The sequence below is a fragment of the Promicromonospora sp. Populi genome, assembly GCF_041081105.1.
Lineage (GTDB): Bacteria > Actinomycetota > Actinomycetes > Actinomycetales > Cellulomonadaceae > Promicromonospora.
On record NZ_CP163528.1, the window covers coordinates 4,631,632 to 4,650,925 of the forward strand.

A 19,294-nucleotide genomic window follows, 5' to 3' on the forward strand; every position below is an offset into this window, starting at 1 on the left:
TCCCGGAGCGCAGCCACCGTCCGTCCAGACCGAGAGGAGACAGCATGGTTCGCATCACCCGCTGGCGGCATGAGGGGATAGAACGCGGCGGATTCGTTCATGACGGCGCGGTCTTTGCCCTGCCCGGTCGGGATCCGGTCAACGACCTGCTCGACGCCGGACTCTCGGCGGCGTTGCTCATCGCCGACGAGACACTCGGCGGCGCCGTCGGACACCCGCTGGCGGATGTCGATCTGCTGTCGCCGCTCCAGCCGAGGTCCATCCGGGACTTCGTCGCGTTCGAGGAGCACGTCGAGGGGATCGTCCGGCGGATGGCCGATCATGCCGTCGTCGTCGACGAGTGGTATCAGGCGCCTACGTTCTATTTCGCGAACCCCCACACCGTCCGCGCCACGGAAGAGCAGATCGGCATCCCCGCCGGGTGTCAGGAGCTTGACTACGAGGCGGAGGTCGGAATCGTCATCGGGCGTGTGCTGGGTAGTTCGGGCAGCAATCTGGACGTCGATGACGCCCAGGCGCACATCTTCGGCCTCACGGTGCTCAACGACTGGTCGGCCCGTGATCTCCAGCTGCGGGAGATGCGGGTGGGACTCGGCCCGTGCAAGGGCAAGGACTTTGCTACCACGCTCGGACCCTGGATCGTCACCGCGGACGAGTTCGCACCACGCCTCACAGAGGAGGGCTTCCTGCCCCTCGCGATGCGTGTCCGGGTCAACGGGCACGAGTACGGCTCTGACCTGCTGTCCAACATGGGCTGGCCGTTGAGCGACCTGGTGCGCTACGCGTCCGCAGACTCTCGCGTGGTGCCAGGCGATGTGCTGGGGACGGGGACCTGTGGCCGGGGCTGCCTCGCCGAGCTGTGGGGGCGCAACGGGGACCTGACACCGCCCGCGCTGGTGCCGGGCGACGTCGTCGAGGTGGAGATCGAGGGAATCGGCACGATCCGCAACCGCATCGGACCTCGCCGGGAGGCTCGCACGCTCGTTCGCGCGCGACATCGTGATCGAGCGCGTCCCAGCACGTAAGGGCCATCACCCGGCACCCACCGTGCTGGCCGCCCGCACCTGGCCGACCGGCTCGACTCAGTCGGTCCAGCCCGCGCGCCAGCCCTGCAGCTCGTGCAGCGCGGTGAGAGCGAGCTCGTCCTGGGACGCAGCGAAGGGACGCCAGATCGACGCCGCCGTCGCGATCGTCTCGTTGTCGGCGGTGAACGACTCGAACCCGAGCATGCCCTCGTAGCCGATCGCGATCAGGCTGGCGCGGATGCCCGGCCAGTCGAGATGGTCGCGGAGCGGGGCGCCGCGGTCGTTGCCGCACACCTGCAGGTGCAGCAGGCGGTCGCCCGCCAGCCGGAAGGCGTCGTCGAGCGAGGCCTCCTCGATGTTCATGTGGTACGTGTCGAGGTTCAGTCCCACCGACTCGGCCGGCAGCGGTTCGATGACCTCGAGCACCTGCTCGGTGGTCGTCAGCAGACTGGTCTCGTAGCGGTTCAGGGGCTCCACCGCGAGGCGGACGCCGCGCTCCGCCGCGTAGTCGCCGAGCACCCGGTACTCCGCGCGCAGCTGCGAGACGGCGTCGCGTCGCTCGTCGGCGCTCATCCGCCAGGTGCGCCCCACCGACGTGTACATCGGCCCGATGACCAGCGACGACCCCTGCAGCGCCGCCACGTCGACGGCGGAGCGGACGTAGTCGCGTGTACGGGCGATGACGGCGTCGGTGGTGCACGCCAGCTCTCGATCGGCACCGAAGACGGCGCCGACCACGCTGACCAGACCGAGCTCGTCGAGCAGGTCGCGGGCCCGCGCGGCGTCCCAGTCGCCCGGCTGTTCATAGGCGAGCTCGACGCCGTCGTAGCCCCAGGCCGCGATCGTGCGCAGCGTGGTCTCCAGGCGCTCGTCGTTCAGCGGCGAGTGCCAGACGAAGGTGTTGACGGCGATCGGCAGTCGGGTCATCGTGCGTCCTCCCATGCGGTTGTCCACAGCCCGTTCCGGATAGTGGCGGCGTCGGGGTCCGCCTCGGCGGCGGGCGACTCATCCTCGAACGTGACCCAGCCGTCGTATCCCGTGTCGGCGAGGTAGTCGAGCACGGCAGGGATGTCGATCACGCCCCGTCCGGTCTCGGCCCAGGTGCCGTCGGCGGCGACGTCCTTGATGTGCACGTGGTCGACGCGCTCCCGCCAGTCGCGAAGCACGGACAGCGGGTCCATGCCCCCGCGCGCGATGTGCCCGACGTCGGGCGTGTAGCCGATGTGCGCGGGCAGCAGCTCGCGCATGAGCGCGTAGTCCTCGGCCGTGCGGAACACCGAGCCGGCGGGGGAGTTCGGGTGGAAGGTCGCCGCGACCCCGCTGTCGGCCGCGCGCCTGGCGACGCTGTCCATACAGCCGATGGCCGCCGTCTGCCGCCGTCGGAGGTCCGCGCGATCCGGACCGGGAAGCGGCACGAGCACGAGGCGCGCGCCCAGGGCTGCCGCCGCCTCGATCGCCCGCGCGGCGGTGGCGCGCTCGGCCTCGCTCTCCTCGTCGCCGCGCCAGCCCTGCGCGAGGACCAGGGCCGCGAGCGCGAGGCCCGCCGCGTCGAGGTCGTCGCGGAGCCGGGCGATCGACCAGTTGTCGCCGAGCATGACCAGCTCGGGCTCGAAGCCGGCGAAACCCGCGCTCCCGGCCACGCTGGTCATGTGCGCGACCTCGCCGCGGTAGCGGTCGATCGACATCTGCCAGCTGTAGGTCTGGCAGGAGAACCGGAACGGGACGCTCATCGGAGCCACTCCTCCACGGTCTGATTGAAGCGCGCGAGCTCCTCCCAGTGGTGCACGTGCCCCGTGGAGAAGACGGCAGTTTCAGCGCCGTCGATCGCGGATGCCGTAGCTGCGGAGAGCTCCGGCGCGATGAAGACGTCGCGCTCGCCCCAGGTGACGAGCGTCGGCGTGCGGACCGTGCCGAGACGCGCGTGCGTGTCGACCGTCGCGCAGGCGTGCACCTGGTCGGCGAAGGCCCCGACCGACATCGCGGGGGCGTCGTCGAGCCCGGCGGCCAGCTCGGCCGCATGCGCGTCGATCCAGTCCGGCGTCCAGATCAGTCGCTGGAGCGTCAGGTTGAACAGGCGCCTGTCCTCGGACGCGCGTGCACGCTCGAGGATCTCGAGGGTCGCCGCCGTCGACGGCGGCACTGCCGACCAGGGCGCGACCAGCACCATCTTCTCGACCAGCTCGGGATGCGTGATCGCGAGCTCTTGCGCGACGGCGCCGCCCATCGAGATGCCGGCCACATGGACGGGGCCGACTCCGAGCGCGCGGACGAGGCCGGCCACGTCGTCCGCGAGGTCGGCCGCCGTCGGCGGGGCGTCGCCCCTGGGCGTGTCACCCGTCCCGCGGTTGTCCACCGCGATGCAGCGGAAGTGCTGGGACCACGCGTCGACGTGTGGCTGCCAGCGGTCGCCGGGAGCGCCGAGCCCCATCACGAGCACCAGTGGAGGCCCGTCCCCGCGCGCGGTGTACGCGGGGATCATCGGACGTCCCCAGCGCCGGCATCCTCAGCGCCGACATCCTCAGTGCCGACAGCCAGGCACCAGCGCGCCGCGTTCTCCAGCAGGCGCAGCACCTCGGGGCGTTCCAGGTCGCTCTCGCTGCCGAGGCTTGTGTAGAACACCCGCTGCCCGCCGATCTCGCGGATCCAGGCCACCGGAGACGGCGTCGGCTCGGTCTCGGGGTCGATCGGCTCTCCCCACAGCAGCACGGTCGCGTCGGCGGGGGCGTGCGCGACGTACAGCCAGGAGTCGACGACGAAGTCCTCGGGCAGCCCGTCGAGCAGCGCCGAGTCGGCGACCCGCGTCACGCGCGTCGTCGAGGTGTGGCCGTGGTGCGAGATCCACGCCGATCCGAGCACCGTGGCGGGGAACTCCTGCGCCCAGGCGTGCAGCTTTCGCTCCTCAGGAGTCGCGAAGGCGTGGTTGCTCGTGCGCAGCGCGATGATCGGCCGGCCGGAGTCGACGTACGCGGCCAGGGCGGCGAGCTCGTCGTCGGACACGTTGCGGAAGCGCAGCGCGAGGATGAGCAGGTCCGCGTCGTCGAGCACCGAGAGGTCGCCGAAGGTCGACAGCGGAAAGTCGGGCACGTCCTCGGCGATGTCGGAGGTGCGCACGTCCAGCCGTGCGTGCGTGGCGACGGCGATCCGGCCCGCCACGCGCGGGAGCGTCACCTCGGGGTTGTACTCGCCGGCGCTGGCGAGGGCGACGATGCGGGTCATTCGCCGCTCCGTCCGTGCGGATGCAGGAACACCTTGCCGCACTGCCCGCTCTGCTGTACGTCCATCGCGGCGTCGGCCTCGGTGAGGTCAAGATGGTGCGTCGTGACCAGGTCGAGCGCCTCGCGGGAGCCGCGGATCGTCGCCCACATCTGATCGGCGAGGCGCACGTGGTTCCAGTGCCAGCAGCCGTGCACGGACAGGCCCGTCGGCACCAGCGGGGGCAGTACGACGTCGGTGCCCCACGCGACGATGGCGAGCTGTCCGAGGCGGCGCACCAGCCCGGCGAGGCGCGCGGGAACGGACGCCACCCCGCTCGTCTCGATCGCCGCCGTGATCCCACCCGGAGCCGCGGCCGCGATCGCGTTGTCGGTGTCGGCGCTGAAGGGGTCGAAGACCTCGGCGCCCAGACGCCGCGCGAGCTCCTGGCGGTACGGGTTGGCCTCCAGGACCAGGACCCGGGCGCCGCGGAACCCGGCGTTGATGATCGCGCCGAGCCCGACGGGACCCGCGCCGCTCACGAGCACCGTGTCCAGCACACCGACGTTCATGCGCGACGTCGCGTGGAGGCCGGGACCGAGCAGGCAGCAGGCGGCGGCTGCGTGCTCGAGGCTGACGTCGTCGGGCACGGGCAGCAGCAGGTAGTCGGGCTTGAGCACGTACTGGGCGTACGTCGCGATGCCCGTGGTCGAGCCCGTCTCGGCGCGCACGTCGCGCGGCGTCAGGCAGTAGATGTGGTCGCCCTGCACGCAGTACGCGCACTTGCCGCAACCGAGCTGCGGCATCACGACCACCCGGTCGCCGGCCCTGACCCGCGTCGAGCCGCCCGCGTCGACGACGACGCCTGCCGCCTCATGGCCGAGATCGTCGTGCTCGATTCCGTCGCCTCTGGCCCGGAACTCGGTGCACATCGGCGCCACGTCGACCCGCACGGTCACGATGTCGCCGTGCGCGCTCGGCTGCGGACGCTCGACGGCCTCCGCGTGCCCCTCGGCAGTGAGGATCACCTCGATCATCCGGCTTCGATTCCTTTCGTGCGGACGAGGTTGTCGCGGATGGCCGCGACGACGGGAACCGCCTCCCTGGCGTCCCTGATCGTCTCGCGCCAGAAGCAGTAGTCGACGGTCCACCAGGGCAACAACAGCACGTCGTCGCGGATCGGCGCGAGGACCGCGGCGAAATCCAGGTCACCGGTGCCGAACGGCAGGTGCGAGCTGGTCTCGTCGTCATGCAGGCTGCCGTCGCTGTCGATGAGGTGGAGCGCCCCGACACGGCCGGCGAGCAGGCGAGCCAGGCCGGGGGCGCCGTCCGGCAGGATCTCCGTGTCGGGGCCCTGGCGGCGGCCATAGGCGGCGATCGTGTGCGAGTGCGACGTGTCGAACATGACAGCGAAGTTGTCGCTCGCCACGTCGTCGAGCAACCGAAGGATCTCGCTCGGGCGGTTCAGCCAGAAGCCGGGTTCGTACTCCCACACGAGCCGGAGGCCGTCCTTGGCGAGCCGTTCCGCGGCGGCGCCCCAGGTGCGCACGAGCGCGGGGTACGCGGCAGCCGGGTCGCCGGGGCCGGGGGGCGGCGTGATCGTGTCCACGCGCACCAGGTCGATGCCGGCCGCTACGCAGAAGCGCGCGATCGAGTCGATGCGCGCCAGGTACTCGGCCTCGGCGGCCACGCCCGGGGGAGTGGCGGTGAGGTCGGGGGCGTAACCGGAGATGCCGAGGCCGCGGTCGCGGATGGCGGATCCGAGCGCACGGGCGGCGGACACGGAGAAGTCCTCGTCGTGCGGGTGCGGCCGGAAGCCGTTGATCTCGACGCCGTCGTAGTGCGCGTCCGCCGCGTAGTCGCAGAACCTGTCGAACGACCAGGGGGCGTCGGCGAACGGCCCGAAGGAGAAGGCCCAGCTACCCAGGGAGATCTGCGGGATCTTGCCGGGCAGGACTGTGTGCGGGCTGTTGTTCACGTGCCTCTCCTGCATCGTCGAAAGGGATACCGACGACGCTATCCGCAGGTGCGAGCAGGTGATTGGCCAATCCGACCAGGTGCTTGTAAATTCCAATCATGAATCGCGAGGATGCGGTTGCGGCGGAGGCGATGAGCCGGCTCGACGGCGCGCTCGGTCCCGGTCTGGGGGCGATGATCGCGGCTTTCGACCACGTGGACGACGTCTTCATCTTCGTCAAGGATGCACGGCGCGTTTTTGTGGCGTGCTCGCGGCCCTTCCTCGCGCTCATGGGCATGCAGAGCGCCGACGAGCTCCTCGGCCGCCGCGACGAGGAGCTCTCGCCCGCGCACCTGGTCGACCTGTACCGGCGTGACGACGAGCGGGTGCTGGCGACGGGGGAGCCGATCGTGGACCTGGTCGAGCTCGTGCGCAACACCCGCGCCGGCTACGACTGGTTCCTGAGCTCGAAGAACGCGCTGCGCGACGCCGACGGTCGCATCGTCGGGCTGGTGGGCGTCACGCGACCGCTCTCGCCACGGACACCGACCGCCGGCGGGGTGCAGAGCCTCGGCCCTGCGGTCGAGTACATCGCGAGCGAGTACGCCCGTCCGATCCGGGTCGAGGACCTCGCAGCGCTGGTCTCGCTCTCGGCGAGCCATTTCTCGCGGCTGTTCCGCCGGCACTTCGGGGTGAGCCCCTACCGCTACCTGCGCCGGGTGCGCATGATCGCGGCGTGCGACCTGCTCGCCGCGACAGAGCTGTCGGTGAGCGAGGTCGCCGCGCAGACGGGCTACTACGACGCCGCGCACTTCTCCAACGACTTCCGCGCGGAGCAGGGTTTGAGCCCCACGGCCTACCGGGTGCGGCTGCCGCGCACGCAGCTCGGCACGCGCCTGGCGGTCGTGCGGCCGGGGAGCCGCACCGCGGAGTGACCCGCCGCGGGGTTCAGGCGCCGCCGATCTGCGGATTCCGATCACATCTTTGTAGTTTTCGATCGTCCTGCCATCAGGACATTGCGCGAACTGCTTTCGCCTGACGACTGTGGTCGTAGCGTCACCAGGGCCTGCGGTCCGTTGACGGCCCGCCGACACCCCGGCGCATCGAAGAAGATCCCGGGACACAAGGAGTGCTTCATGGTGGACGAGACAGCGCCGATCGGCATCGGTGTCATCGGATTCGGCTGGATGGGCAGGGTGCACACCACGGCGTACACCCGCGTGGGCCACCACTACCCGCTCGCCCGGCGGCCGCGGCTCGTGGCCGTCGCCGACGAGGTGCCGGGCCGGGCAGACCAGGCTGCGGCCGCCTACGGCTTCGAGCGCGCGACGAACGACTGGCGGTCGCTGCTCGATGCCCCCGACATCAGCGCCGTCAGCATCACGGCGCCGAACTTCGCGCACCGGGAGATCGGCGAGGCCTTCGCCGCCGCGGGCAAGCACATCTGGATCGAGAAGCCCGTCGGCGTCACCGCGGACGACGCGGCCGCCGTCCGGGACGCGGTGCGCGCCGCGGGGGTGCAGTCCGCCGTCGGGTTCAACTACCGCAACGCCCCGGCAGTCGAGGAGCTCCGCCGTCGCATCGCGGACGGCGAGATCGGCGAGATCACGCACGCGAGCTTCCGGATGCTCGGCGACTACGCCGCGGACGCCTCCGGCGCGTTCACCTGGCGCTACGAGCTCGCCCGTGCGGGCCACGGCGTGCTCGGCGACCTGGCCTCGCACGCCGTCGACCTCGTGCGGCACCTGCTCGGCGAGATCGACGAGGTCGTCGCCGACGGAGCGATCTTTGTGCCCCGCCGCCGGCGCCCCAGCGGCGTCGTGACGGGACACGAGCGAGTCTCCGACGGCGAGCTGGTCGACGTCGAGAACGAGGACTGGGTCTCCGCGATCCTCCGCCTGAGCAGTGGCGCGCGCGTCACGCTCGAGGCGAGCCGGGTCGCCGTCGGCCACCAGAACGACTACGGCGTGCGGATCCACGGGACCCGAGGGGTGCTCGAATGGGACTTCCGCCGCATGGGCGAGCTGGTCGAGGCCGCGGGAGACGCGGTGCAGGACCTGCCGCTGGCGACCCGGTTCGTCGGGACCCAGAGCGGCGACCTCGCCCGGTTCCAGCCCGGGGGAGCGCTCGCGCTGAGCTACGACGACCTCAAGGTTGTCGAGGCGGAGCGGTTCCTCCGCTCGATCGTCACGGGTCAGCCCGTCGGTGCCGTGATCGACGACGCCGTCGCCGCGGCCGTCGTCATCGACGCGCTGGCCGAGTCGACGAGGACGCGCCGCTGGACCTCGGTAGGCACGGCGATCGAGGCGGCGCGATGAGCGCGGTGCGGGTGGGCGTCATCGGTGCGGGCATCATGGGCACCGACCACGCGACCCTCCTGCACGGCAGCGTCTCCGGGGCCACGGTCACCGCCGTGGCCGACGTGGACGTCGACCGTGCCGGACGGCTCGCCGTGGCCGTCGGGGCACAGGCGTTTGATTCGGGCGAGGAGCTCATCGCCCGCGGCACGATCGACGCCCTGGTCGTCGCCTCGCACGACGCCTCGCACGCCGGCTACACCCTCGCGGCGATCGAACGGGGGCTTCCCGTGCTGTGCGAGAAGCCGCTCGCCCCGACGCGCGCGGAGTGCGACGCGATCATCGCCGCCGAGCGTGGCACGGGTCGCAGGCTCGTGTCCGTGGGCTTCATGCGCCGGTTCGATCCCGCCTACGTCGAGCTGAAGCACCGGATCGACGACGGGTCGATCGGTCGCCCGGTCATGGTCACGGCCCAGAGCCGCGGGGTCAGCTCGGCCCCGGACGCCACGAGCTCCTCCAGCATCACGGGCAGCGCGATCCACGAGTTCGATGCGGTGCCGTGGCTGCTCTCCTCGCCGATCGTCGAGGTTCGGTGGTTCGCACCCGAGTCGGCGGTGGCGGGGATGTCCGATCCGCAGGTCATGATCGTCCGCACCCAGGACGGCGCCCTCGCCGTGCTCGAGACGTTCCTCAACGCCCGCTACGGCTACGACATCCGCTGCGAGGCGATCGGCACCGAGGGCACCGTGCAGCTCACCGACCCCGCGGCGACGACGCTGACCGGCGCCCTGCGCGCCGCGACGACGTATCCGGCCAACTGGCGGCCGCGGTTCGCCGACGCGTACCGGCGCGAGCTGCAGGCCTGGGTGGACGCGACCCGCACGGGCGTGCAGGCTCCGTCGCTCGCGACGGCCGAGGACGGACTGCGCGCGACGCTGATCGCCGAGGCGGCGATCAGCTCGATGCTCGCCGACGGCGCGCCGGTCCCGGTGGAGTCGGTGGACTCGGTGGACCCGGTGGAGACGGCATGACGGCGCTCGCCGACCTCCGGCCGCGCACACCGGATCCGCGCCGGGCCCCGGCGCTGCGCTGGGGAGTGATCGGAACGGGGTGGATCGCCGCCAGGTTCGTGGACGCCGTCTCCACCCACACCGGACAGCGCTTCACCGCCGTCGCCTCCCGGGATCGCGCCCGCGGCGAGGACTTCGCCCGTGCGCACGGCATCACGCGGACCCATACGGACGTGCGTGCGCTCGCCGCCGATCCCGAGGTCGACGTCGTGTACGTGGCCTCCCCGCACACGAGTCATCACGAGCACGCCATCACGACGATCGCAGCGGGTACACCCGTGCTCGTGGAGAAGCCGATCGGCATCAACGCGGCGCAGGCCGAGGAGATCGCGCACGCCGCGCGCACGGCCGGGGTCTTCTGCGCCGAGGCGCTGTGGACCTACTTCCTGCCCCGGTGGGACGTCGTCGAGCAGGCGCTCGCCTCCGGCGTCGTCGGGTCGCTGCGGTCCGTGCTCGCGGACTACGGCGAGTACCTGCCCGACGAGCACCGGGCGATGGATCCGGCCCTCGCCGGCGGGAGCCTGCTCGACCTCGGGACCTACCCGATCTCGCTCGTGTCGCGCCTGCTGGGCGAGCCGCGCACGGTCGCCGCCCAGGGTGCGGACAACCGGCACGGCGTGAACGCGCACACGGCGGCGATCGTGAGTGATACGGCCGGCGCGACCGGTGTGGTGTTCACCTCGCTCGAGTCGTCGACGCCCACGACCGCGGTGATCGCGGGCGACCGCGGAGCGATCGAGCTCGACGGTCCGTTCTACCAGCCGGGCGGGGTGCGGGTGCGCACGTGGAGCGACGGCGAGGTCTACCGGTACGACGAGCCGCGCACGGGGCACACCGGACTGCACTTCGAGGCCGCAGCCGTCGCTCGCGCGATCGCCGCGGGACACACGGAGGCCGAGGAGCGTCCGCTGGATGAGTCCGTGACCTTCCTGCGGCTGATGGACCGGATCCGCGCCGAGGCGGGCATCCGGTTCATCGGCGACTGACAGCTACGGCGACTGAGAGCTACAGCGTGTCGGGCCGCAGCTGCGCCCATTCGGGGTGCGCGTCCAGGCGCGCCTCGATCTCACGCAGCGCGGCGCGCGACCGGGCGAAGTGGGTGTAGGCGTCGCCGCCGACCCCGTAGGCCTGCACGCCGAGCGAACCGGAGTAGCCGAACGAGCGCAGCCGCCCCAGGAAGGCGAAGTTGTCGAAGTCGCCGTCGCCGACCGGTTCGATCGTGACCGGGAAGTACTGGCCGGCCAGCCGCCTCGAACCGTTGGTGTTCACCCCCGCGATCACGGGGCGCGCCCGGTCGAGGGCCGCACCGAATCCGCTGCCCTCCAGCGCGTACACGTGGAACGCGGGGAACGTCATCCGCAGCGCATGGTGAGGGAGCTGCTCGAGGAGGCGCAGGACGTCGTCGACCCGTTCCATCCAGAAGGAGAAGTGCGGGTAGAGGCGCAGCGAGCCGCCCGCCGCGGTGGCCCGGTTGATGGCCTGCTCGAGGAAGGCGAGCGCCGCGGCGTCTCCGGAAGGCTTCGAGGGCGCATGCTCCTCGCCGGAGTAGCGGAGCGTGATCTCCGTCGGGGTCTCGCCGGCGGACGAGATCGCATCGAGGGCACGACGTGACTCGGGGTGGTCCAGCGGCAACGACAGGTCGATCGTGAGGTAGATCGATGCGACCGCGAGCCCGTGCCGGTCGGCGACCTGCCACAGGCTGCGCAGGTCCGTCCAGGCCGGCTCGCTCCACAGCGTCAGGTTCGTGGCGTCGTAGCCGAGGTCGGCCAGCATGGCGCAGCGGGTCTCCAGCGGGTAGGCGCCGGTGTGGCTGAAGAACCCTACGTCCATCCCGTAGGTCTGCAGAGCGGTCAACGGACTGCCTCCGTCCGGGCGTCCTGCCGGCTCACCGTGACCGGCGAGCCGGCGTCGGCGGCCTCGACTACCGCGCGGAGCCAGGAGAACGTGAACAGCGACGTCGCGTTGATGGCGGTCGGCTCCGCGTGCTCCGCGATCGCCTCGAGCGTCCGCGCGAGCGGGCGGGAGTGGAAGCCGATGGGCGGTTCCTCGAAGGACCGCGTGACGGTGCGCGGAGACCCGTCGCCATCGGCGTCGGTGAAGCGGACGCCGCCCGGCACCCAGTCGAGCCAGGACCAGGTGACGGAGCCGAGGTCGCCGTCGACCGACACCACGCTCAGCTCTTCGCCGTGGGTCGCGGCCGAGCGTTCGTAGGTGAGCTCCACCATGGTCCCGTCACGCAGCTCGAGCGTCATGCTCGCGCCGACGTGCTGCTCGACGCTCAGCGACTCCTCGCGGAACGGCCCGCCGGTGACCGGGGAGCGCGTCCACGCGTGGTTGACCGTCACCCGCACCGGTGCGAACACCTCGTCCAGCACGGCGATGTCGTAGGGCCCCCAGTCCATCATGACGCCGCCGCCGCTGATCTTGGGGTTGCGGAACCACGCCGACTCGGTGAGCCAGTCGATGCCGGTGCGCGAGCGGCGGAGGGTGTTGATGAAGGTTGCGTGATACAGAGCGCCCAGCGAACCGGCCTCGACGATCCCACGGACATGGGCGGTTGCCCGGCACGTCACGGAACCGGCTGTCGCACGAGTCGAGGATCAGACCAGCCGCATCCGCGCGGGCGGCGAGCTCAGTGGCCTCGGCAGTCGTCATCGCGAGCGGCTTCTCGCACAGCACGTGGAGCCCGGCGTCCAGCGCGAGACGCGCCAGGTAGGCGTGGGTCACGGGCGGGGTTGCCACGACCGCCAGCCCGGGGCCGTCGGGCGCGGCGGAGAACATCTCCTCCGCGGAGGCGTGCGTGACCGCGGAGGGGAACTGCTCGGCGAATCCCGCGAGCGCGGAGGCGCTCGGGTCGGCCACATGGAGGGTGCTGCCGTACGCGGTCAGGTGGGGCGACGAGAGCGCGACGGCGTGCTCGCGTGCGATGTATCCCGCGCCGACGAGGAACACGTTGATCATGGAGCGCCTACTTTCTTGCGGGAAACTTTCGCATCCCGAGACTAGAGACTTGCCTGCTGCGAGTCAATGAGGTTTCGTGCGGATGCTGCAGAATGGGCGCGTGGACACAAACAAGAGTCGGGTGACGATCGCGGAGGTCGCCCAGCGTGCAGGGGTGTCGGTGCCGACGGTCTCCAAGGTGATCAACGCCAAGCCGGGCGTGTCGGACGCGACCAGGGACCGCGTCAACGCATTGATCCGGGAGCTCGACTACGAGCCGCGGAAGTCGACGCCGACGCACATGCTCGAGCTTGTCCTCGCCGAGATGAGCAGCCCCTGGTCGGCCGCGCTGGTGCTCGCCGTGGAGGACGCGGCCTATGCCGAGGGGTTCGGCCTGACGGTCACGCGCATGCGGGAAGCGCCGGACGATCGCTGGCTGGAGATGCTCTCGGCGCGGAACGCCGACGGTGTCATCTTTGCGGCCGTCCCTGTGGACGAGCGGATCTCCGGGCGGCTCGCGGGGCTCGGCTCGCCGTATGCAGTCATCGACCCGACGGAGTCCCCGCGCACCTCGGCGCCGACGATCGGCGTCACCCACTGGCGGGGAGCCTATGTGGCGACCGAGCATCTGATCGAGCTCGGGCACCGCGAGCTGGGGATGATCGCGGGGCCGGAGCTCGTCCTGTTCTCGCGGGCGCGCGTGGACGGGTTCCGGGCCGCGGCGGGCGCGGCGGGCGTCGTCGTGCCGGACGACCACATCATCTTCGCGGACCTCAACTTCGAGGCGGGGCGAGATGCCGCGCTCGCGCTGCTGTCGGGGCAGGGGCGGCCGACGGCGATCTTCGCGGCGTCGGACGAGCAGGCGTTCGGCGCGTACGAGGCGGCGCGGCGCCTGGGCCTGTCGATTCCTGAGCAGCTCAGTGTCATCGGCTTCAACGACGTCGCCGTCGCGCAGTGGGCGGCTCCGCCGCTGACGACGGTCCGGGAACCGATCGGCCAGATGGCGCGGCTTGCGGTCGCTGCCGTGATCGGGCTGCTCAGCGGGCGTCCACCCGCGCCGGCGATCGAGCTGGCCACCGAGCTGGTCGTCCGGGAGAGCACTGCGCCGCCGCGACGTTAACACAAGTTTCGCGAAAGACTGTTGACTTCGCTGGGGGACTCTGGGAGGGTTCCGGCAGGGACGAGAATGGGCTCGTCTCGATAGCGAGAGGTTGCGCCAACATGAATGCACCAATCATGAAGGCACCGAAGAAAGTTGCCTTGGCGGGTGCCGCGACACTTGCCCTCGTGCTGTTGTCCGGTTGCGCTTCGTCCTCTGGCGGAGACTCCGGCGCGGACGGGGGACCGGTCACCTTGACGTACTGGGGATTCGCGGACCTGCCGCAGGAGCGTGTCGCCGAGTACGAGGAACTGCATCCCAACGTCACGATCCAGAGCAAGATCAGCGACTACGACGCGGCCCACCAGGGTCTGCTCACGGCCCTCGCAGCGCAGCAGGGGCCGGACATCGCGCAGGTCGCCGTCGACTTCATGGGGGAGTTCCGGGCGACGCCCGCGGCCTTCCACGATCTGCGGGAGTTCGGCGCGGCCGATCTGCAGGAGTCGTTCCTGGAGTGGCGCTGGAACCCCGGCGTCGCCGACACCGGCGAGGTCGTCGGGATCCCGACCGACGTCGGCGGCATGGCGATCGCGTATCGCACCGACCTGTTCGAGGAGGCGGGCCTGCCGACCGATCGCGACGAGGTCGCCGCGCTCTGGCCGGACTGGGAGGGCTACCTCGCCACCGGGCGGGAGTACGTCGCCGCGATGGACCGGCCGTTCGTCAACGCCGGCAAGGCGATCTATCGCGCCGCGTCCAACCAGGCCGACGAGAAGTACTACGACGCGGACGGCGAGCTGATCTTCGATTCCAACCCCGCCATCAGGGAAGCCTGGGACCTCTCGATGGAGGCCGTCGACGGCGGCCTGTCGGCCGACCTCGCGACCTGGTCGCCCGAGTGGCTCGCCGGCATGGCCAACGGTGGGTACGCGACGCTCCCCGCGCCGGCGTGGATGCTGAACACCATCCAGGAGCAGGCGCCCGACACGGCCGGCAACTGGGACATCGCCACGCTGCCCGGCACCGTGGGCAACGACGGCGGCTCGTATCTCATGATCCCTGCCGCCTCCGAGAACGCGCAGGCCGCGTACGACTTCATCACCTGGATGCAGGCGCCGGAGCAGCAGCTCAAGACCTTCAACGACGACTCGGCGTTGCCGTCGACGCCGGAGCTGTTCACGGACGAAGCGCTCACCGGCTACACGAGCGAGTTCTTCCGTGATGCGCCGGTCGGTGAGATCTACATCCGGAGCGTCGAGGGCCTGCACGGCTACCCGCTCGGGCCGGACTCGCGAATCATCGAGCAGCAGTTCGAGTCGGCGGTCGGCCGGGTCGAACAAGGGGTGCAGACCGGAGACGAGGCTTGGGAGCAGGCCGTCACCGACGCCCAGCGCGAAGCGGAGTGATCTGATCGGTACCCCGCCGGCCGCCGTCGTCCGTACGGGCGGTGGCCGGCACTGATCCCGGAGCGAACAAACGTGACTACGACATCCACTTCCTCGCCGCCGGTCCCTGCGGCGATCACGCCGCCACGAGGCCGAAGGCCGAAGCGCCTCGGCGAGAAGCTCGGGCCCTACGCCTACATCGCGCCGTTCTTCATCATGTTCGGCATCTTCGGGCTCTTCCCGCTCGTGTTCACCGGCTGGGTCTCGCTGCACGACTGGCAGCCGCTCGCGACGGAGCAGACGTTCATCGGCCTGGAGAACTACCGGGTCATGCTCGAGGACCCGCGGTTCTGGAAGGCGATCGGCAACACGTTCTCCATCTTCCTGATGTCGACGATCCCAGGCCTGGTCCTCAGCCTGATCATCGCCTCGGTGCTGAACAACCGCAGCCTTCGGGTCAAGACGTTCTGGCGGATGGCCCTCCTCCTGCCGAACATCACGCCGCTCGTGACGACCACCATCGTCTTCGGTGCGGTCTTCGCGCGGGACTACGGCCCGCTCGCGTGGGTGCTCGACCTACTCGGGCTGCCGGCGATCGCCTGGGACTCGCATCCGTTCACTACCCAGCTCGTCATCTCGCTGATGGTCATCTGGCGGTGGACCGGCTTCAACGCCCTCATCTTCCTCGCGGCCATGCAGGCCGTGCCGGCGTCCCTCTACGAGTCAGCAGAGATCGACGGGGCTGACCGGTGGCAGACCTTCGTCCATGTCACCCTGCCGTCGATCCGCCCGACGATCCTGTTCTCCGTCGTCACCTCGACGGTGGGCGGGATGCAGATCTTCACCGAAGCCCTGCTCTTCACCGACCCGATGGGTGGGAACAACGGGCAGGGGCTGACGATGACGCTCCTGGTCTACGGACAGGCGTTCAACTCGTTCCACTTCGGGTACGCGTCGGCGATCGCCATCGCGCTCCTGTTGATCGTCCTCGTCATCGCGGGGATCAACTTCCTGCTCGCGCGACTGGTTCGGAGCGCCTGATGTCCCCCACCGACACCGATCTGAGCACGCCGCGCAACCGCCGGCGGAAGTATCCCTCGCGCTCGGCGCGCATCAGCGACGTCCGCTCCAAGGACCGGCGACGGCGATCTCCGCGCGGACGGATGTCCTCCTTCGGCTACCTGATCCTTGTGATCGGGGTGCTGGGCTCGGTCGCTCCGCTCTACTGGATGTTCGTCGTCGGGTCGAACGACACCTCCGCGGTGTCTGCCTTCCCGCCGGTGTTCCTCCCCGGCGGCAACTTCTTCGAGAACCTGGCGACGGTGAACGCGCGCGTGCCGTTCGGCGGATCGATCCTCAACAGCGCGATCGTCGCGGTCTCCGTCGCCGTCCTGCAGATGTTCTTCTGCAGCCTGGCGGGCTACGCCTTCGCCAAGCTGCGCTTCCGCGGACGCTCGGGGCTGCTCGTCGCGGTCGTCGCGACGATGGCCATCCCCGCGCAGCTCGGGATCGTGCCGATGTACCTGATCATGACCCAGCTGCACTGGATCGACACCCTGCAGGCGCTCATCGTGCCGGGTGCGGTCTCCGCCTTCGGCGTGTTCTGGATGCGCCAGGTCGTCGTCGGGGCCATCCCCGACGAGCTGATCGAGGCGGCGCGGGTCGACGGGTGCGGCACGTTCCGGACCTACTGGCAGATCGTCCTGCCCAACATCCGCGGTTCGGTAGCAGTCTTCGGGCTGTTCGCGGCGATGGGTGCATGGAACGACTTCCTCTGGCCGTTGATCATCCTGAACTCGCCGGAGAACTTCACGTCCCAGGTCGCCATCCAGCAGCTGCGCACCGACTACATGGGCGTCGACTACTCGGTAGTCATGACGGCGTCCGTCATCGCCACCCTCCCCCTTCTCCTGCTCTTCATCGCCGCGGGCAAGCAGCTCGTGGCCGGAATCATGGAGGGCGCAGTGAAGGGGTGAGACCCCGTGCGCCACGAACCGCCCCTTCCTTCCAACCCCCTTGAGAGCCATGACTACTTCTGCCGTCCACCGCCCGCTGACCCACCAGGACCAGGTCGCCGAGGTCATCGCGGAGATGACGCTCGACGAGAAGCTCGCGCAGCTGATCGGACTCTGGTTGCACGTCTCCGACGGGGCCGATGTCGCCCCCATGCAGCACGAGATGCTCTCCAAGGTTCGCGATCTGGACTACTACATCGGGCACGGGCTGGGCCAGCTCACCCGGCCGCTGGGGAGCCGCGTCGTCGCGGCCGAGGACATGTCGGCCTCGCTGGACGGCATCCAGCAGCAGGTCATCAACAAGAGCCGGTTCGGGATCCCGGCACTGGCGCACGAGGAGATCCTGACCGGGCTGCAGCTCTACGGCGCGGCGACCTATCCCGCGCCGCTCGCCTGGGGCGCGAGCTGGGACCCCGAGCTCATCGAGCAGATGGGGCGCCTGATCGGCGAGTCGATGCAGCAGCTCGGCATCCACCTCGGCCTCGCGCCGGTGCTGGACCTCGTCCGGGACCACCGGTGGGGCCGGGTCGAGGAGTGCATCTCGGAGGACCCGTACCTCGTCGGCGTGATCGGCACGAGCTACGTGCGCGGCGTGCAGTCCAACGGCGTCGGCGCGACGCTGAAGCACTTCCTGGCGTACTCCGGCTCGCAGGCCGGCCGCAACCTCGCCCCCGTGCACGCCGGCCGCCGCGAGGTGCTGGAGCAGTTCGCCGTGCCGTTCGAGATGGCGGTCAAGCTGGCTCGCCCGGCGTCCGTGATGCACTCCTACGCGGAGATCGACGGAACGCCCGTGGCGGCCGACCCCGAGCTGCTGACGGAGCTGCTGCGCAACCAGTGGGGGTTCGAGGGCACCGTCGTCGCCGACTACTTCGGCGTCGCGTTCCTGCACACGTTGCACGACATCGCCGAGGGAACGGCCCAGGCCGCGGCACTCGCGCTGCGGGCCGGTGTCGACGTCGAGCTGCCGACGGGCAACGCCTACCTCGAACCGCTCAAGGAGCTGATCGAGGCGGGCCAGGTCGACATCGCCCTGGTGGACCGCGCCCTTGAGCGCGTGTTGCGGCAGAAGGTCGAGCTCGGCGTCACGAGCGCCGCGCCACGTCCCGCCCAGGTCGATCTCGACCCGCCCGCCGCGCGGGAGATCGCACGGCGCATCGGCGAGGAGTCGGTGGTGCTGTTGTCCAACACCGGGATCCTGCCGCTGCACGACGGCGGTACGGTCGCCGTCGTCGGCCCGAACGCGGACTCTGCCGAAGGGCTGCTCGGCAACTACAGCTTCACGAACCACGTCGACGTCCCCGAGGGCACACCCATCGGCATCTCGGTGCCGACCATCCTCGACGCGCTGCGCCAGGAGCTGCCTGGCTCGACGGTCCGGCATGCGTTCGGCTGCACCGTCCGCGCCGATCAGCAGGACGAGGAGTCCGCCCTGCGCGGGATCGCCGAGGCTGCGGAGATCGCGGCTGCGGCCGACGTGGCGATCGTCGTCGTGGGCGATCGTGCGGGACTCTTCGGCAGGGGGACCAGCGGGGAGGGGAGCGACACCGACAACCCGGTGCTGCCGGGCCGGCAGGGCGAGCTGGTGGATGCGGTGCTCGCCACCGGGACGCCGGTAGTCCTGGTCCTGGTCACCGGCCGTCCGTACCCGCTCAGCCGGTGGTCGGGTCGGGTGGCGGCCCTCGTGCAGTCCTTCTTCCCCGGCGAGGAGGGCGGCCCGGCCGTGGCCGGCGTCCTGAGCGGGCGCATCAACCCGAGTGGCCGCCTGCCCGTCAGCCTCCCGTTCGGCTCCGGCGCGCATCCCTACTTCTACCTCACGCCGCGGCTCGGCGGGCTCACGCCGATCTCGGCCATCGATCCCGCACCGGAGTTCCCGTTCGGGCACGGGCTCTCGTACACGACGTTCGCGCGCAGCGCGCTGAGCGTCACTGCGGACACCTGGACCACTGCCGGCACGATGCAGGTGACGGCGCAGGTCACGAACACCGGAGACCGGGCCGGTGCCGACGTCGTGCAGCTCTACGTGCGGGACGAGTACGCGTCGGTCACCCGGCCGATGCGGCAGCTCATCGGGTGGGCGCGGGTCGAGCTCGACGCGGGTGAGTCGGCCGAGGTCTCGTTCGAGGTGCCGGCGCTGGCTTGCGCTGGTCTCGCGCGAGCTGCGCTGGCAGGTGGAGCCCGGGGCGTTCACGTTCACGATCGCCGGGACCGCGGCGGCGGACGGCCTCTCCGAGCGGGTTGTGCTTGATGGTCCGACGGTTGTGCTCGACCAGGACCGCCCGCTGGTCACGAGCGTCGACGTCCGCCGCGCGGTGCC

General features: G+C 70.6%; 18 protein-coding genes and 1 pseudogene. 10 read left to right on the forward strand and 9 right to left on the reverse strand.

What is annotated here, in order from left to right; translation table 11 throughout:
- Positions 1-44 precede the first annotated feature (44 nt).
- The gene (locus tag AB1046_RS20930) at positions 45-1,025 is read left to right on the forward strand and encodes a fumarylacetoacetate hydrolase family protein (protein ID WP_369371210.1); all 981 of its coding nucleotides are present in this window, start codon (positions 45-47) and stop codon (positions 1,023-1,025) included.
- 57 nt (positions 1,026-1,082) lie between these two features.
- Here AB1046_RS20930 and AB1046_RS20935 read toward each other — a convergent pair whose 3' ends face one another.
- Genes AB1046_RS20935 through AB1046_RS20960 form a run of 6 tightly spaced genes read right to left on the reverse strand, consistent with a single transcriptional unit; the run spans position 1,083 to position 6,195 of the window.
- Complete coding sequence (locus tag AB1046_RS20935; RefSeq protein WP_369371211.1) at positions 1,083-1,952, reverse strand: sugar phosphate isomerase/epimerase family protein; 870 nt, start codon at positions 1,950-1,952, stop codon at positions 1,083-1,085.
- On the reverse strand, positions 1,949-2,755 hold the full coding sequence (locus AB1046_RS20940) for a sugar phosphate isomerase/epimerase family protein (RefSeq protein WP_369371212.1): 807 nt from the start codon (positions 2,753-2,755) through the stop codon (positions 1,949-1,951). The genes AB1046_RS20935 and AB1046_RS20940 overlap by 4 nt, the downstream gene beginning before the upstream one ends.
- A complete protein-coding gene (locus AB1046_RS20945) occupies positions 2,752-3,504 on the reverse strand; it encodes an alpha/beta fold hydrolase (RefSeq protein WP_369371213.1) in 753 nt (250 codons plus the stop codon). Before AB1046_RS20945 ends, AB1046_RS20940 begins: the two co-directional genes overlap by 4 nt.
- On the reverse strand, positions 3,501-4,241 hold the full coding sequence (locus AB1046_RS20950) for a ThuA domain-containing protein (RefSeq protein ID WP_369371214.1): 741 nt from the start codon (positions 4,239-4,241) through the stop codon (positions 3,501-3,503). Before AB1046_RS20950 ends, AB1046_RS20945 begins: the two co-directional genes overlap by 4 nt.
- Positions 4,238-5,254 carry a zinc-binding dehydrogenase gene (locus AB1046_RS20955; RefSeq protein ID WP_369371215.1) on the reverse strand — a complete coding sequence of 339 codons (1,017 nt, stop codon included), beginning with the start codon at positions 5,252-5,254 and terminating at the stop codon, positions 4,238-4,240. Before AB1046_RS20955 ends, AB1046_RS20950 begins: the two co-directional genes overlap by 4 nt.
- The gene (locus tag AB1046_RS20960; protein ID WP_369371216.1) at positions 5,251-6,195 is read right to left on the reverse strand and encodes a sugar phosphate isomerase/epimerase family protein; all 945 of its coding nucleotides are present in this window, start codon (positions 6,193-6,195) and stop codon (positions 5,251-5,253) included. The genes AB1046_RS20955 and AB1046_RS20960 overlap by 4 nt, the downstream gene beginning before the upstream one ends.
- A gap of 98 nt (positions 6,196-6,293) precedes the next feature.
- Here AB1046_RS20960 and AB1046_RS20965 point away from each other — a divergent pair, with 98 nt between their 5' ends.
- From AB1046_RS20965 to AB1046_RS20980, 4 genes are all read left to right on the forward strand, one after another.
- Complete coding sequence (locus AB1046_RS20965) at positions 6,294-7,109, forward strand: helix-turn-helix domain-containing protein (protein ID WP_369371217.1); 816 nt, start codon at positions 6,294-6,296, stop codon at positions 7,107-7,109.
- Between the two features lie 201 nt (positions 7,110-7,310).
- On the forward strand, positions 7,311-8,492 hold the full coding sequence (locus tag AB1046_RS20970) for a Gfo/Idh/MocA family protein (protein ID WP_369371218.1): 1,182 nt from the start codon (positions 7,311-7,313) through the stop codon (positions 8,490-8,492).
- Positions 8,489-9,502, forward strand: coding sequence for a Gfo/Idh/MocA family protein (locus AB1046_RS20975; RefSeq protein ID WP_369371219.1), 1,014 nt, complete (start codon positions 8,489-8,491; stop codon positions 9,500-9,502). Before AB1046_RS20970 ends, AB1046_RS20975 begins: the two co-directional genes overlap by 4 nt.
- Complete coding sequence (locus tag AB1046_RS20980) at positions 9,499-10,527, forward strand: Gfo/Idh/MocA family protein (RefSeq protein WP_369371220.1); 1,029 nt, start codon at positions 9,499-9,501, stop codon at positions 10,525-10,527. The genes AB1046_RS20975 and AB1046_RS20980 overlap by 4 nt, the downstream gene beginning before the upstream one ends.
- A gap of 19 nt (positions 10,528-10,546) precedes the next feature.
- Here the strand turns inward: AB1046_RS20980 and AB1046_RS20985 are convergent, their stop codons facing one another.
- The 3 genes and pseudogenes from AB1046_RS20985 to AB1046_RS20995 all read right to left on the reverse strand — a co-directional run.
- On the reverse strand, positions 10,547-11,395 hold the full coding sequence (locus tag AB1046_RS20985; protein ID WP_369371221.1) for a sugar phosphate isomerase/epimerase family protein: 849 nt from the start codon (positions 11,393-11,395) through the stop codon (positions 10,547-10,549).
- Positions 11,392-12,114, reverse strand: a complete 723-nt coding sequence (locus AB1046_RS20990) for a Gfo/Idh/MocA family oxidoreductase (RefSeq protein ID WP_369371222.1) — start codon at positions 12,112-12,114, stop codon at positions 11,392-11,394. The genes AB1046_RS20985 and AB1046_RS20990 overlap by 4 nt, the downstream gene beginning before the upstream one ends.
- 34 nt (positions 12,115-12,148) lie before the next feature.
- Positions 12,149-12,502 (reverse strand): annotated as a pseudogene (locus tag AB1046_RS20995) (Gfo/Idh/MocA family protein); the annotation flags it as partial.
- Between the two features lie 100 nt (positions 12,503-12,602).
- On the opposite strand from AB1046_RS20995, the gene AB1046_RS21000 reads away from it, so the two are divergent.
- The 5 genes from AB1046_RS21000 to AB1046_RS21020 all read left to right on the forward strand — a co-directional run bounded on the left by AB1046_RS21000 (position 12,603) and on the right by AB1046_RS21020 (position 19,225).
- Positions 12,603-13,601 carry a LacI family DNA-binding transcriptional regulator gene (locus AB1046_RS21000; RefSeq protein ID WP_369371223.1) on the forward strand — a complete coding sequence of 333 codons (999 nt, stop codon included), beginning with the start codon at positions 12,603-12,605 and terminating at the stop codon, positions 13,599-13,601.
- 233 nt (positions 13,602-13,834) lie between these two features.
- Entirely contained in the window at positions 13,835-14,986 is a 1,152-nt protein-coding gene (locus tag AB1046_RS21005) for an ABC transporter substrate-binding protein (protein ID WP_369371224.1), read from the forward strand.
- Between the two features lie 72 nt (positions 14,987-15,058).
- Positions 15,059-16,006, forward strand: coding sequence for a carbohydrate ABC transporter permease (locus AB1046_RS21010; protein ID WP_369371225.1), 948 nt, complete (start codon positions 15,059-15,061; stop codon positions 16,004-16,006).
- Positions 16,006-16,941: a carbohydrate ABC transporter permease gene (locus AB1046_RS21015; RefSeq protein ID WP_369371226.1), complete on the forward strand. Its 936-nt coding sequence runs from the start codon at positions 16,006-16,008 to the stop codon at positions 16,939-16,941. The genes AB1046_RS21010 and AB1046_RS21015 overlap by 1 nt, the downstream gene beginning before the upstream one ends.
- Positions 16,942-16,990: 49 nt before the next feature.
- Positions 16,991-19,225, forward strand: a complete 2,235-nt coding sequence (locus AB1046_RS21020; protein WP_369371227.1) for a beta-glucosidase — start codon at positions 16,991-16,993, stop codon at positions 19,223-19,225.
- Positions 19,226-19,294: the final 69 nt, after the last annotated feature.

Bases quoted from the DNA above. Each gene is read 5' to 3' on its own strand.
- AB1046_RS20965 (WP_369371217.1), top strand. From the start codon at position 6,294: ATGAATCGCGAGGATGCGGTTGCGGCGGAGGCGATGAGCCGGCTCGAC.
- AB1046_RS20935 (WP_369371211.1), bottom strand. From the start codon at position 1,952: ATGACCCGACTGCCGATCGCCGTCAACACCTTCGTCTGGCACTCGCCG.
- AB1046_RS20950 (WP_369371214.1), bottom strand. From the start codon at position 4,241: ATGACCCGCATCGTCGCCCTCGCCAGCGCCGGCGAGTACAACCCCGAG.
- AB1046_RS20980 (WP_369371220.1), top strand. From the start codon at position 9,499: ATGACGGCGCTCGCCGACCTCCGGCCGCGCACACCGGATCCGCGCCGG.
- AB1046_RS20930 (WP_369371210.1), top strand. From the start codon at position 45: ATGGTTCGCATCACCCGCTGGCGGCATGAGGGGATAGAACGCGGCGGA.
- AB1046_RS21020 (WP_369371227.1), top strand. From the start codon at position 16,991: ATGACTACTTCTGCCGTCCACCGCCCGCTGACCCACCAGGACCAGGTC.
- AB1046_RS20955 (WP_369371215.1), bottom strand. From the start codon at position 5,254: ATGATCGAGGTGATCCTCACTGCCGAGGGGCACGCGGAGGCCGTCGAG.
- AB1046_RS20970 (WP_369371218.1), top strand. From the start codon at position 7,311: ATGGTGGACGAGACAGCGCCGATCGGCATCGGTGTCATCGGATTCGGC.
- AB1046_RS21015 (WP_369371226.1), top strand. From the start codon at position 16,006: ATGTCCCCCACCGACACCGATCTGAGCACGCCGCGCAACCGCCGGCGG.
- AB1046_RS20940 (WP_369371212.1), bottom strand. From the start codon at position 2,755: ATGAGCGTCCCGTTCCGGTTCTCCTGCCAGACCTACAGCTGGCAGATG.
- AB1046_RS20975 (WP_369371219.1), top strand. From the start codon at position 8,489: ATGAGCGCGGTGCGGGTGGGCGTCATCGGTGCGGGCATCATGGGCACC.
- AB1046_RS20945 (WP_369371213.1), bottom strand. From the start codon at position 3,504: ATGATCCCCGCGTACACCGCGCGCGGGGACGGGCCTCCACTGGTGCTC.